Annotated in this window: 14 protein-coding genes; 4 read left to right on the forward strand and 10 right to left on the reverse strand. The window is 38.4% G+C overall.

All coding sequences use genetic code 11. From position 1 onward, the window contains the following. Positions 1-161 precede the first annotated feature (161 nt). From AC4GME_RS12785 to rpoE, 4 genes are read right to left on the reverse strand one after another with little or no spacing between them, the layout of a single operon-like run. Positions 162-611, reverse strand: coding sequence for a SoxR reducing system RseC family protein (locus AC4GME_RS12785; protein ID WP_490379511.1), 450 nt, complete (start codon positions 609-611; stop codon positions 162-164). Then, entirely contained in the window at positions 611-1,627 is a 1,017-nt protein-coding gene (locus tag AC4GME_RS12790; RefSeq protein WP_490379512.1) for a MucB/RseB C-terminal domain-containing protein, read from the reverse strand. The genes AC4GME_RS12785 and AC4GME_RS12790 overlap by 1 nt, the downstream gene beginning before the upstream one ends. A gap of 37 nt (positions 1,628-1,664) precedes the next feature. Next, positions 1,665-2,213 (reverse strand): sigma-E factor negative regulatory protein, encoded by a 549-nt coding sequence (locus AC4GME_RS12795; protein WP_490379513.1) that lies wholly within the window; start codon positions 2,211-2,213, stop codon positions 1,665-1,667. Between the two features lie 12 nt (positions 2,214-2,225). Next, positions 2,226-2,804, reverse strand: a complete 579-nt coding sequence (rpoE, locus tag AC4GME_RS12800) for an RNA polymerase sigma factor RpoE (RefSeq protein WP_490379514.1) — start codon at positions 2,802-2,804, stop codon at positions 2,226-2,228. Between the two features lie 191 nt (positions 2,805-2,995). Between rpoE and nadB the strand changes: the two genes are divergently transcribed. After that, positions 2,996-4,621, forward strand: a complete 1,626-nt coding sequence (gene nadB, locus AC4GME_RS12805; protein ID WP_490379515.1) for an L-aspartate oxidase — start codon at positions 2,996-2,998, stop codon at positions 4,619-4,621. 10 nt (positions 4,622-4,631) lie between these two features. Here nadB and AC4GME_RS12810 read toward each other — a convergent pair whose 3' ends face one another. Then, positions 4,632-5,087 carry a protein YgfX gene (locus tag AC4GME_RS12810; protein WP_490379516.1) on the reverse strand — a complete coding sequence of 152 codons (456 nt, stop codon included), beginning with the start codon at positions 5,085-5,087 and terminating at the stop codon, positions 4,632-4,634. Beyond that, positions 5,059-5,310: an FAD assembly factor SdhE gene (locus AC4GME_RS12815; protein ID WP_490379517.1), complete on the reverse strand. Its 252-nt coding sequence runs from the start codon at positions 5,308-5,310 to the stop codon at positions 5,059-5,061. Before AC4GME_RS12815 ends, AC4GME_RS12810 begins: the two co-directional genes overlap by 29 nt. A gap of 133 nt (positions 5,311-5,443) precedes the next feature. Here AC4GME_RS12815 and ygfZ point away from each other — a divergent pair, with 133 nt between their 5' ends. Next, positions 5,444-6,418: a tRNA-modifying protein YgfZ gene (gene ygfZ / locus AC4GME_RS12820; RefSeq protein WP_490379518.1), complete on the forward strand. Its 975-nt coding sequence runs from the start codon at positions 5,444-5,446 to the stop codon at positions 6,416-6,418. 162 nt (positions 6,419-6,580) lie between these two features. Beyond that, positions 6,581-9,067 carry a class I adenylate cyclase gene (locus AC4GME_RS12825; RefSeq protein ID WP_490379519.1) on the forward strand — a complete coding sequence of 829 codons (2,487 nt, stop codon included), beginning with the start codon at positions 6,581-6,583 and terminating at the stop codon, positions 9,065-9,067. Positions 9,068-9,072: 5 nt separating this feature from the next. Here the strand turns inward: AC4GME_RS12825 and metF are convergent, their stop codons facing one another. Next, the gene (gene metF / locus AC4GME_RS12830) at positions 9,073-9,984 is read right to left on the reverse strand and encodes a methylenetetrahydrofolate reductase (protein ID WP_490379520.1); all 912 of its coding nucleotides are present in this window, start codon (positions 9,982-9,984) and stop codon (positions 9,073-9,075) included. 227 nt (positions 9,985-10,211) lie between these two features. Here metF and metJ point away from each other — a divergent pair, with 227 nt between their 5' ends. Next, positions 10,212-10,487 carry a met regulon transcriptional regulator MetJ gene (gene metJ / locus AC4GME_RS12835; protein WP_490379521.1) on the forward strand — a complete coding sequence of 92 codons (276 nt, stop codon included), beginning with the start codon at positions 10,212-10,214 and terminating at the stop codon, positions 10,485-10,487. Positions 10,488-10,551: 64 nt separating this feature from the next. Here metJ and AC4GME_RS12840 read toward each other — a convergent pair whose 3' ends face one another. The 3 genes from AC4GME_RS12840 to dut all read right to left on the reverse strand — a co-directional run. Continuing rightward, entirely contained in the window at positions 10,552-11,466 is a 915-nt protein-coding gene (locus AC4GME_RS12840) for a mechanosensitive ion channel domain-containing protein (protein ID WP_490379522.1), read from the reverse strand. Positions 11,467-11,484: 18 nt separating this feature from the next. Continuing rightward, a complete protein-coding gene (slmA, locus tag AC4GME_RS12845; protein WP_490379523.1) occupies positions 11,485-12,087 on the reverse strand; it encodes a nucleoid occlusion factor SlmA in 603 nt (200 codons plus the stop codon). A gap of 28 nt (positions 12,088-12,115) precedes the next feature. After that, the coding region (gene dut, locus AC4GME_RS12850) for a dUTP diphosphatase (RefSeq protein WP_490379524.1) at positions 12,116-12,450 on the reverse strand (335 nt) is incomplete at its 5' end.

The following is a 12,450-nucleotide window of genomic DNA, read 5'->3' on the forward strand; positions in this document are numbered from 1 at the left end:
AACCTCTTTCGTTCTCAGTCACTGGGTAACTTGCGTTGTGCCCCGTGTCTGTGGGTGCGCATTATAGGGATTGAAGAAGCATTGGCAAGTGTTTATTTGTATTTATTTGAAATAAATGTCTAAACGAATAATTAGTAAACAAATAGCTGTTTTGTTGGTCGTTATTTCTGTAATTCACTGCTAATAATTTTATTGAGCTGTTTTTGAGGGAATAATTTATGACTAAAGAAGCGTGTAAAAACAAAACCAATGGCTGCACAGCTAATAGCTATTAATATGAGCATACTTTCATTTATAAAATAAAATTGCTTGCTTATTAATGCACCACCGATAAAAAAAAGAAGAGGTACAAGGTAAGCCAGTGTTACGCTTTTAATTAAATCACCATTGTTTATTTGTAATTCGACAAATTTATCAACTTCCATTCCCTCTTTATAGGGCACTTCAAATTGATGTGATTTATCTGAAAATGCTTTTGCTACAACACCAACCCCACAACTACTTCCGTTGTGGCAAGATGAACATGCGGATTTTGATATACATTCAATGACCGCAATAGTTTTCTCATTTTGCTTTTCTATTGCAATTATTTTTCCAGTTTCCCGAATCATTATTTAACCTTAGCAACAGATTCAATTAAACGTTTTGCTGTAACAATCGGGATTTCACCAACAATGTTGATTTCAATATCATCTCTCTGGTAAGTATAAAGTACCGTTGCACCACGCTGAATTATTTTTTGTTTTTCATCCAAAGCTATTTTTTTAGCTGAGATATAAATTGAAACGCTAACAATACCATCGTTTAACATGATATATGACACGGGTTCATTTTCATGCATAACCAACTTGTGCAGATCATTCCTAACAACTTTAAAGCCTGTAGGTAACCAATTCACTTTCCATTGGGATGCTTGTTGTTGTGAAACTTGAGGAAGATGCAATAATTGCGGTAACTGTTGCAGGCTTAATTTTTCTAACCACGGGTTTACCGTTTCAGTGATAAGTAACGACACCACCATAACTTGGTCTAAAATTAGGTTTGACTTATTCAGGGTATCTAAACGCAATGGCAGATGGGAGTCGACATCTAACCAGACAATATAACTATAACGATACTCATCCTTGCTAATCATTCGAATTGCAATTGCTTGTTTACCTGCAATACGACCTTTGCCTAAAATTATATACTCATAACTATCTTGCCCTTTGTTGTAATCAAAATTGGCAATATTGGCAAAAACACTACGATTGTGTGTTGATTGTAAAGTATAAGCTTGCGAGCCTTGTTCAAAATAACTTATTTTGTCCGAAAATTGCAAAGATTCACGCATTGCTCCATTTAAAAAACGAAAATATGCAATCTCTTGATCATCAATAACACCATGAATCAACTGCTTGGGTTCAACTTGATTTTGCAAGCTATTTAAATATAACAGCTCATAATTTAATTCTTTGTACGACTTTTGCATAAGTTGCAAATATTCGATTGCTGTTAACGCTTCTTTTTTTTCAACGTTAGTTTCGTTAACTTTTACTGACTGATCTGCTTCAATAGCAAATGTAACACTACTAATAAGAACAAAAATGGTTGTAACTAACGTTGTGAAAATTAGTTTTAGCTTCATTAATTTACCTTATGACACCTGTAACTATGGCTGATAACTATGGTTGAGTTTGCAACTGTAGCTGATGGTCTTTTAATAAAGCTTCAAGTCGTTCGTTGTGCTCTTTCATCGCTTGTTTTGATTGCTTATGCGTTGCTTGCAAACTAACAGGCGCTACTGCACCACCAAAAGGAACGGTATTTAACACCTCAAGTCCGCGATTACTGTTTTCAACCGCTGGCTGAGAAGTAACAAGACTTGTTAGCACCACCACACCCGCAACGGACGCCGCAATTGCATATTGGCTAAAGCGTTTCACAAAAGAGATAATATTACTGTCTTTTTGTGCTTCGGTTGTATTTACCGAAGTATCAAGTGTGCTCACTTGCGCTGATCGTGGTTGCCTATTAATTTCAGCCATCACTTTCTGGCTAATATCAATATTGAGGAATTGATCGGCCGCCTCACCACGCATCACATCACCAATTAAGTGATAACGTGAAAACTGTGCTTGTTGTGCTTCGTTTGCTATTAGTTCATCTAATAACTGCTTATCAACAACTTCATGATCAATAATGGCTGACAATTGTTCATTATTTTCTTTCATTGTTTTTCCCAACTAATCTTCTAATAAAGGTTTTAATTGTTTATCGATCGCTTCACGAGCTCTAAAAATACGAGAGCGCACGGTACCAATCGGGCAATCTTCAATGTTTGCAATCTCTTCATAACTCATACCTTCAAGCTCCCTTAATGTAATTGCTGATTTTAATTCAGCAGGTAGTTGCTCGATGGTATTCAAAATAACTTTTTTTATATCTTGGGAATGTAATATTCCTTCCGGATCATCCGCCTCTTTTAATGCGTCACTGCCGTCATAACTATCGGCTTCCATCGCATCTATATCAGAAGATGGAGGCCGACGACTTTGACTGGTTAAATAGTTTTTAGCCGTATTTACAGTAATGCGATATAACCAAGTATAAAATGCACTATCACCTCGAAAGGAGGGTAATGAGTTATATACTTTGATAAATACTTCCTGCGTAACATCGGCAATATCACCACTATTACGGACATAACGCGTTAGTATGTTTGCGACTCGGTTTTGGTATTTTCTAACCAATAATGTAAAAGCTTGTTGCTCCCCATTTTGAATACGCTGAATTAATTGAAAATCTAAATCTCGCTCATTCATTGAGCTTCTCTACCTATAATTATGGTGAGCCATATTGGCATTCACAGTTATGACTTTGAATAAAAAAGAAAGTTCCAAAAAATTTCAAAAGAAATCATTTTTTGGATAGACTCCACACATATCCCCAAGCCACTTGGGTATATAATGAAATCCCAATCAAAATATACATTAATTGCAGAGCATATAGTGCCATGACAGAAAGTAAATCAATAAGTGAACATCAACACATTTGTGACGTCCTAATTATTGGCGCTGGTGCGGCCGGACTTTCACTAGCGTTAAAACTTGCACCTTATGCAAAAGTAAACGTTTTAAGCAAAGGAAAACTATCGGAAGGATCTACTTTTTACGCGCAAGGAGGGGTGGCAGCAGTTTTTTCTGATACCGATAGTATTGACTCTCATGTTGAAGACACCTTAATTGCTGGTGCAGGTTTATGTGAAGAAGATGCGGTTCGCTTTACTGTTAGTAATGCCAAAGAGAGCATGCAGTGGTTAATTGATACGGGCGTTAATTTTGACACTGAAGTTGATGACAATGGCCAGACACAATTTCATCTCACCCGTGAAGGTGGTCATTCTCACCGTCGTATTTTGCATGTGGCAGATGCAACGGGCAAAGAGATAGAAAACACCCTGCTCAGCGCTGTTAAAAAACATAAAAACATCAATTTAATGGAGGGTTATAACGCTATTGATTTAATTACCAGCCGCAAGTTAAACCTCCCCGCTAACCGTGTACTTGGAGCTTATGTTTGGAACCGTCAAGCGGAGCGCGTTGAAACAATCAAAGCACATTTCGTCACGCTTGCAACGGGTGGCGCAAGTAAAGTATACCAATATACAAGCAACCCTGATGTTTCAAGTGGTGATGGTATCGCTTTGGCGTGGCGCAGTGGTTGCCGTATCGCAAATATGGAATTTAATCAATTTCACCCAACCTGTTTATTTCATGCCGACGCTAAAAACTTTTTATTAACAGAAGCACTACGAGGTGAAGGTGCTCACCTGTTGCGACCAGATGGCACGCGTTTTATGCTCGATTTTGACGAAAGAGCTGAACTGGCCCCTCGTGATATCGTGGCACGCGCTATTGACTATGAGATGAAACGATTGGGGGCTGACTGTATGTATCTTGATATCAGCCACAAGTCGAAAGATTTTATTACTAAACATTTCCCGACAATTTACCGTCGCTGTTTATTACTCGGTATTGATATTGCACATCAGCCAATACCGATTGTACCAGCTGCACATTACAGTTGCGGCGGAGTGATGATCGATCATCGTGGACAAACAGATATTGATGGTTTATATGCGATAGGTGAAGTTTCTTACACAGGTTTGCATGGCGCCAACCGTATGGCATCAAACTCACTGCTGGAATGTGTTGTTTATGCGCACGCTTGTGCCAAAGATATTATCAATCATATGCCTTTTTATCAGGAGCGAAAATTTGCAGATATTCCTGATTGGGATGATAGTCAAGTTGAAGACTCTGATGAAGAAGTTGTTATTCAACATAATTGGCATGAACTACGTTTATTTATGTGGGATTATGTAGGCATTGTTCGTACCGATAAACGCTTAGCGCGTGCACTGCGTCGTGTGCAAATGCTGCAACAAGAGATTGATGAATATTATAGTCATTTCAAAGTAAGCAATAACCTGTTGGAGTTAAGAAACCTTGTGCAAGTTGCTGAAATCATTATAAATAGCGCAATGGAACGGAAAGAGAGTCGCGGTTTACACTACAACCTTGATTACCCTGATCAACAAGACAACCCACAACCAACCATTTTATGCCCGAAAACATAACAGGCTAAGCTTAATCTCGCCCGCTGTTAATCAATCGGGCGAGTAACCTATATTCTTGTTCGCTGACAGCATCCCTATAAATCACAATAAAAGAGTTAGAAACTTTTTTTCTATCGATTAAATTAGCAAGATCAGCCGGATTATTTTGTAAATGAAGAGATAAGAAAAAACCATTATAAAAAGAAGATGAACCTATCTTGGCACTGATTAAATCGCCATTTTTTGATACAAACTCAACCAAACCAGAATCACTTAACTGCAGATTATATCGCTGTGCATAGTTTTTTTTTCCACCATAAACAGCAACAATCAACAAAAGTATTAGGAAAGGAACAGTTAACCAAGATAATCCAACAATCAGCAGAGATAATAAAATAAGCGCAAAATACAAGGTAAAAACAAAAACAGCCCCGTAAAAAGAGCTGTTAACAGCAATGTTATACTTTAACGCGCTTGAGGATAACATCTATCATCTTCACCAGCTCAGGATCAGGGCACGGCTTATTACCCATAAACCAAGCAAACAGCTCGGGATCTTCACAACTTAATAAACGCTGAAAAGTTATTTTATCTGCATCCTGCAACTGATCAAAGGCCTCATTAACAAAAGGCATAAACAACACATCGAGCTCTAACATCCCTCTACGACACGCCCATAATAAACGAGATTTATTGACCACTTCTGCCATTCGTTTTGTTTCCTGTTTAAAAAAGTACTCCGACATCATAACAACAACAAATTATTAACAGCAACTACTGACAAAACAGGTTGTGAGCTATACCATTGTAAAAGAATGAAACAGTATTAAAATGAGGCCTTAAATGCTTAAACTTAGTCAACTAAACAATATTAGCCACCTACCCGATTTAGTTTTATGCCCGCTTGACAGTTGGGATTTGATCCGAGTGAGCGGTGAAGATCGTATCAATTTTTTACAAGGGCAGCTTACTTGTGATTTGACAAGTTTAAAACCAGGACAGCAAACACTTGCCGCGCAATGCAACCCACAAGGTAAAGCCTGGAGTATTCTCCGTGTTATTGTTTTAGAAGATCGCATTTTACTGACCCAACCAAGTTCAGTTACCGCAAAGCAACTTCCTGAATTACAAAAATATGGCGCTTTTTCAAAAGTCGAAATATGTAAAGAAACAGAGTATCGAGCGATTGGACTGGCGGGTTGTAAGTCTGCCGAATATATTGCAGAGAAAGTAGATACAGCAGCAACACATGAACAAAGCCGTTTGCTAGACAATGGCGTGATGATCAAACAACCCTACCCATCACTACGTTATTTAATCATTTTAAAAAACCAACAAGCGTCCGACTTAATCGAAGACTTAAAAGATCGTGCCAGTGTATTTGATGACACTCTATGGAATGCCATGAACATTGCCTCTGGTATTGCTTTTATTGAAAAAGAAACATCAGCTTTATTTATTCCACAAATGCTTAATTTACAGGCGCTTGACGGTATCAGCTTTACAAAAGGCTGTTATATAGGACAAGAAACTGTTGCCAGAGCAAAATACCGAGGAGCCAATAAACGCGCGCTATTTATCCTTACTGGTCGCGCAAGCGAAGCACCAAAAGCAGGCGATAATGTACAAGTTTTATTAAACAACAACTGGAAACGTATCGGTACCGTTGTCTCAGGATGCCAATACGGTGACGGGCATATTGAGGTATTAGCTGTTTTACCTAAAGATAGCAATAGCGATGATGTTTACCAGATACAGGAAATTGAAGGCTCAACACTTTATTACGCGCCACTGCCTTACCAGGTTATAGAAGAGTAACCCCAATCAAATCAACCCTGTACGAGCTCAGGGTTGATTATCTAAGGAAATTAAAATCCTGATTTAAATTAGGGGATATTTCCCTGCCCAGCGAAAAATGTTATAGTACTCACGCTTTTGTACCCGTTTGTTAATTTTATCTAACTGATAGCAGGTTTGCGATTGAATCCAGAAATTAAAAGATTACGTGATAAAGCCGATCAGTTTAATCGCTTGCGGATCCAATCAGCACAAGTTTTAATGAATAAAGACGAAATTAACGTTTTTCAAACATTCCCTCTTTTACTTCATTTTAATCACCCAACGCTACCAGGTTATATCAATGCAGATGTGCCAACTGGCATTGCTCAATATGAAATAACAGAAGCACACCAGCAACTGCTCAACTCTTTTTTGCACGTTGATTTACCCCAAGAGAGTGACCAATCCCCTGATTTAATCGGCCTTTATGCAATGGGCAGTACTTCATCGATTGGCCAAAGTTCAGAAAGTGATTTTGATATCTGGATCTGTTATCCACACCAACTTGACCAAAAACGAGTCAAATTATTAGATGAAAAAGCCTGGTTAATTACTCACTGGGCAGAAAGTTTAGGTGTTGAACTTAACTTCTTTTTAATTCCCGATAATAAATTTCGTGTTGATAATGATGCCGGCATGACTAAAGATGCATGTGGTTCATCGCAACACATGTTACTACTCGACGAATTTTATCGTACGGCACTGCGTGTTGCTGGTAAAAGAATTTTATGGCGACAAATTCCTCTTAAACACGAGCAGAATTACGATCAATATGTAAAAAGTCTTTATGATAAAGGGGAATTAGATCCTGATGATTGGTTAGATTTAGGTGGATTTCACCGTATTCCTGCCGAAGAGTATTTTGGTGCAACACTCTGGCAACTTTATAAAGGCATTGATAATCCGTACAAGGCTGTATTAAAAACAATTCTGATGGAAGCCTACTCTTGGGAGTATCCAAATACCGAATTAATTGCCATGTCTTATAAAAAAAGCTTTCAAGAGCAAAGCTATTACGATGAAAATCTTGATCCATACTGTTTAATGCTTGAAAAAGTAACCTCATATTTAACCAGCATTAACGATAGTAAACGTCTTGAAGTGGTACGAGCTTGTTTTTACCTGAAAACAGAAGAAAATCTTTCAAAAGTCTGCATTAACGACAATACGGCCTGGCGACGCACGGTTTTAAATAAATTTGTAAGTCAGTGGCAGTGGAATGAGAGCCAGATTGCAGACTTGGACAACCGTAAAAACTGGAAAGTTAACGAGGTAACTAAAGCCAAAGATGTTTTATTAGAAACATTAATGAGCAGCTACCGAAAATTACTTAGCTTTGCTCGTGATAATAATATTTCAGAATCGATCAGCGCAGAAGATATCGGTATTTTATCCCGTAAGCTTTATGCAGCCCATGAAACTCTGCCAGGTAAAGTTGATCTTATTAACCCCAATATATCGCCCGATCTTTCTGAGCCACATTTAAGCTTTATCCAAGTACCTGAAAATAGAAAAAGTAAACCAGGCTGGTACTTATATAATTGCTCCCTTGATAATTACACACTGATGAACACGCCAACATTAATGCATGCAAATTATATCTCTAAGCTGATTGCCTGGTGTCATATGAATGGTTTGTATGAAGAGGATACAAAATTACATCTATATAACCAAGGCTCCGATCTCGTTGATCAAAAGTTAAACCAGTTTATTCAAGATTTGTATACTGTCTTTCCAGTGTATGTCCCCAAAGCCAGCAACCAGGCACTTAGCCAGCCTTGTGAAATAAAACATCTCACTATCTTTTTAAACGTAGAAAAAGATCCAACTCGTCACTGGGAAAGCACCCAGGAGAGCGAATTAAATCAAGTTGGCGATGTTTTCTCATATGGTGATAATAGCGAATGTTTAATCGGCAGCATTGATCTTATTTACCGAAACTCATGGAACGAAGTGCGTACATTGCATTTTGACAATAACTACGCAGTTGTTGATGCCCTGACAACTATTTTAGGAAAAATGCACCAAGATGCGCTCCCACCGGAGCAGATAGATATATTCTGTTATAGCCACCATTTTACACAACAGATTAAACAAGCTTTTGGTTCAAAACTAAATGAATACATACAGCTGCGTTTAGATTCAATTTCTCAGCGTTCTGTACAGACATTATGGACGGGTGGTCGAAAATTTGGTTTTTATTTCGAGCGCACAGGAGTTTCACTGCAGCATTTGGAAAGTACTGTTGATATTTATAGTCATATTTCTAAGAAGAAGCTATCCACCAGCGCGATTAATTTAAAAAACACTCACTTTGAACAGACCGCAGAGGTGATTGAATCACATATCAGTGAAGGACTTATCCAGTTCTTTTTTGAAAATTACTCTGGCGGTTTTAATGTTTATATTGCAAACGCAGATAATGAAGTAGAAACATTCCATAGTTTTGCCGGCAGCAAAGATGATTTGGTGCAGAACGTAAATCGCTTTTATGCATCAAACAACAGTGCGCCAAGCAACTTAGATGATCAAATCAACTTTAACCTGCCACAATTTTATGAAATTGAATCGACTGAAAATAACGAACTTCTTTTATCACCATTTAAAAGCACTACAAAAAACAACTAAACTGCTCAGGACTCTGGACGTAATCCTAAAGAGTGGCAGATCGCATAACTTAAATCACTGCGGTTTAATGTATAAAAGTGAAAATCCTTTACCCCTTCTTGACTTAATACCTTCACCATATCCATCGCAATAGTTGCACCAATTAAATTGCGAGTCATAGGATCACTCTCTGTCCCCTGATACAATTTATGCATCCAGTCAGGCACACCGACATTGGTCAGCCCTGCAAACTTAACCAAGGTTTTATAATTAGAAACAGGCAAAATACCAGGTACAAGATCACCATCAATACCTTGTTTAACACACTTATCACGAAAGCGTAAAAAGGTTTCCGCATCAAAAAAGAACTGCGTAATGGCACGATTTGCACCAGCTGCAAATTTTTCTTTCAACACATCTAAATCAAATTGTGCGCTACTCGCTTCCGGGTGTTTTTCAGGATAAGCGGCCACAGAGATATCAAAGTCCCCCTCCTCTTTTAACAAACGCACTAGGTCTGCCGCATACATATGGGGTTTCGAACCACCAGCAGGAATATCACCACGCAAAGCAACAATGCTACGAATATCATTGTCCCAATAGTCTCGAGCGATCTGACGTAATTCATCTTTATTGGCATCAATACAAGTCAAATGGGGAGCTGCAATCATGCCTGTTTTACTTTTGATATCTTTAATAATTTGATGGGTACGATCTCGCGTCCCAGAGTTTGCACCATAAGTAACCGACACAAACTTAGGTTTTAATGTTTTTAATCGTTCAATAGAATCCCATAAGGTTTGTTCCATACTCGGCGTCGCAGGAGGAAAAAACTCAAAAGAAACACCCACATCCTGTTTGATGTCTGCAATATTTTGGTTTAATTTTGCTAAATACTGCGCTGAAAAATAACTGTCTGTTTGCCCTTCACTATTCATAACCTGTTCCTTGTGCGTGTTTTTAGCCATCTAAACGTCTTTAATGGTCATTAATTTAATTTAATATGAACATTTGTCAACTTATTTAAATTAAAGTGAAAATAACTAAATCAAAAGTGAATTTGCTTCAACACAATTAGCTAGACTTCTAGCCATCTTGATGTGCGGATTGCTAACACAAACAACAAACGTTAAAATGTCCTTTCAAAAATTAGGGGGTAATAAACATGTCTACAAAATGGAACGGTGAATACATCAGCCCTTATGCTGAGCACGGTAAAAAAAGCGAACAAGTAAAAAAGGTAACTGTTTCAATCCCCACGAAAGTATTAAAAATACTTACCGATGAGCGTACTCGTCGCCAAGTAAAGAACTTGCGCCATGCAACCAATAGTGAGTTATTATGCGAAGCTTTTTTACACGCCTATACAGGCCAACCACTACCAGAAGATGAAGATCTGGATAAAAACCAAGTCGAAGCCATACCTGAAAATTTAAAGTAATAAAAAGCCCCTAACTTGTTTACCAAGCTAGGGGCTTTTTTAAAGGATTAATCAACAGGCTTGATTACTTATCCATATGAACATCCATTTGTGGGAATGGAATTTCAATACCTTCTTCATCAAGACCGTTTTTAATCGCTTCCATTAACTCAAAACGTATATCCCAGTACTGTTCGCTTTTAACCCATGGACGTACCACTAAGTTAACACTTGAATCGCCCAGCTCTGCAACAGCAATCTGCGGAGCAGGATCCGTTAATACCGAGCTGTTCGCTTTAACTACTTGCTCTAAAACCGCCTTGGTTTTTGCTAAATCGGCACTGTAACTGACGCCAATCGTAAGATCTATACGACGGGTTGCTTTACGGGAATAGTTGATGATATTACCGCCTAAAATCGCAGAATTCGGTACAACAACAAATTTGTTATCTATCGTTGTTAAAGTGGTAGCAAATATCTGTACCGATTCAACACTACCTGCAATCCCGGCTGCTTCTATATATTCCCCCGCTTTAAACGGACGTAATACAATAATCAAAACACCGGATGCAAAATTTGAAAGTGAACCTTGTAGCGCTAAACCAATGGCTAAACCCGCGGCACCAATTAAAGCGATAAATGATGTAGTTTGTACACCGATACGACTTAATGCTGCAATCACAACAAACGCGACGATCACATAGCGTGCCATAGATGCAACAAAATCCACTATGGTACTATCAAGTTTTCGTTTAGTTAATACTTTATGAAAACCGCCAGAGATTAGACGCGCCACAAATAGACCAATGAATAACGTTAAAATCGCAGCGGCTATATTCATCGCGTATTCAATCAGTAAACTTTGATTATTAGCAACCCATTCCAAGCTATTTCCTACCACATCGATACTATCTTCAAGACGTTCGCTAATCACTTCGATTGCTTTTTCTGGTGCAACATCTGTTGTTACGGCTTGAGAAACCGTAGCTTTATCTGACATAGTGAAGCTCCTTAATTATTAACTTTGTTTGAGTTGGCTATAAAAAAATGACCACTGCACTTTAAAATTTTGAGTGGGCTTATCTTTAAACTGGCTGCGTACAAATTGGCTCATACGCCCCTCTACATAGGCAAGTAATAAATTTGCAGCAATAGTTTCATCAATATGCAACTTGCCGCCATCAAGTATAGGCTTCTCTCTTAGGATCTGCTTAACTTGCGATTCTAATTTAGAAAAAAGATGCTCAATACGTGCCTGCAGACGTTCATTTTCTCCCTGCAATGCATCCCCCGTTAAAATTCGGGTTAAGCCCGGATTTTGTTCTGCAAACCCAAGTAAAAAATAAAGCAAGTGCTCAACTCTTGCAAACGTTTGTTTTTGTTGATCTTTAATTAAATTAATTTGTGTAAATACGGTTGATTCGATGAATTCAATTAACCCCTCAAACATACGCGCTTTACTTGGAAAGTGACGGTATAGAGCAGCTTCAGATACTCCCACTTGAGAAGCCAATTTAGCGGTTGTAATGCGTTGCCCCGGTCTACCTTCAAGCATCACTGCTAGTGCACGTAAAATGTCATCCTTGCGGTTTACTTTCTTTTTGGTTGTTTGTGTAACCATTGTTAACAACTTCCTTTGTTAAATTAAATTAATGTTTGCCAGAATGCCCAAACCCACCTTCACCACGGGTGCTGCTGTCAAAACTATCAACAATTTCAAATGTCGCTTGTACCACAGGCAAAAATACTAACTGTGCTAAACGTTCACCAGGTGCCAAAGTAAAAGGCTCACTGCTGCGATTCCAACAGGAAACCATTAACGGGCCTTGATAATCTGAGTCGATTAATCCCACTAAATTACCTAATACAATGCCATGTTTATGACCAAGCCCAGAGCGCGGTAAAATCGTTGCTGCCAGCTTAGGATCAGCAATATGAATAGCAATGCCCGTAGGAATAAGCTGGGTTTCACCTGGCTCAATGA

The organism is Psychromonas sp., from assembly GCF_983033635.1.

What these genes read in the sequence shown, in the direction of transcription:
- metJ (WP_490379521.1), top strand. Translation starts at nt 10,212, where the DNA reads ATGTCTACAAAATGGAACGGTGAATACATCAGCCCTTATGCTGAGCAC.
- AC4GME_RS12790 (WP_490379512.1), bottom strand. Translation starts at nt 1,627, where the DNA reads ATGAAGCTAAAACTAATTTTCACAACGTTAGTTACAACCATTTTTGTT.
- slmA (WP_490379523.1), bottom strand. Translation starts at nt 12,087, where the DNA reads ATGGTTACACAAACAACCAAAAAGAAAGTAAACCGCAAGGATGACATT.
- AC4GME_RS12815 (WP_490379517.1), bottom strand. Translation starts at nt 5,310, where the DNA reads ATGGCAGAAGTGGTCAATAAATCTCGTTTATTATGGGCGTGTCGTAGA.
- AC4GME_RS12785 (WP_490379511.1), bottom strand. Translation starts at nt 611, where the DNA reads ATGATTCGGGAAACTGGAAAAATAATTGCAATAGAAAAGCAAAATGAG.
- nadB (WP_490379515.1), top strand. Translation starts at nt 2,996, where the DNA reads ATGACAGAAAGTAAATCAATAAGTGAACATCAACACATTTGTGACGTC.
- AC4GME_RS12810 (WP_490379516.1), bottom strand. Translation starts at nt 5,087, where the DNA reads ATGTTATCCTCAAGCGCGTTAAAGTATAACATTGCTGTTAACAGCTCT.
- ygfZ (WP_490379518.1), top strand. Translation starts at nt 5,444, where the DNA reads ATGCTTAAACTTAGTCAACTAAACAATATTAGCCACCTACCCGATTTA.
- metF (WP_490379520.1), bottom strand. Translation starts at nt 9,984, where the DNA reads ATGAATAGTGAAGGGCAAACAGACAGTTATTTTTCAGCGCAGTATTTA.
- AC4GME_RS12840 (WP_490379522.1), bottom strand. Translation starts at nt 11,466, where the DNA reads ATGTCAGATAAAGCTACGGTTTCTCAAGCCGTAACAACAGATGTTGCA.
- AC4GME_RS12795 (WP_490379513.1), bottom strand. Translation starts at nt 2,213, where the DNA reads ATGAAAGAAAATAATGAACAATTGTCAGCCATTATTGATCATGAAGTT.
- rpoE (WP_490379514.1), bottom strand. Translation starts at nt 2,804, where the DNA reads ATGAATGAGCGAGATTTAGATTTTCAATTAATTCAGCGTATTCAAAAT.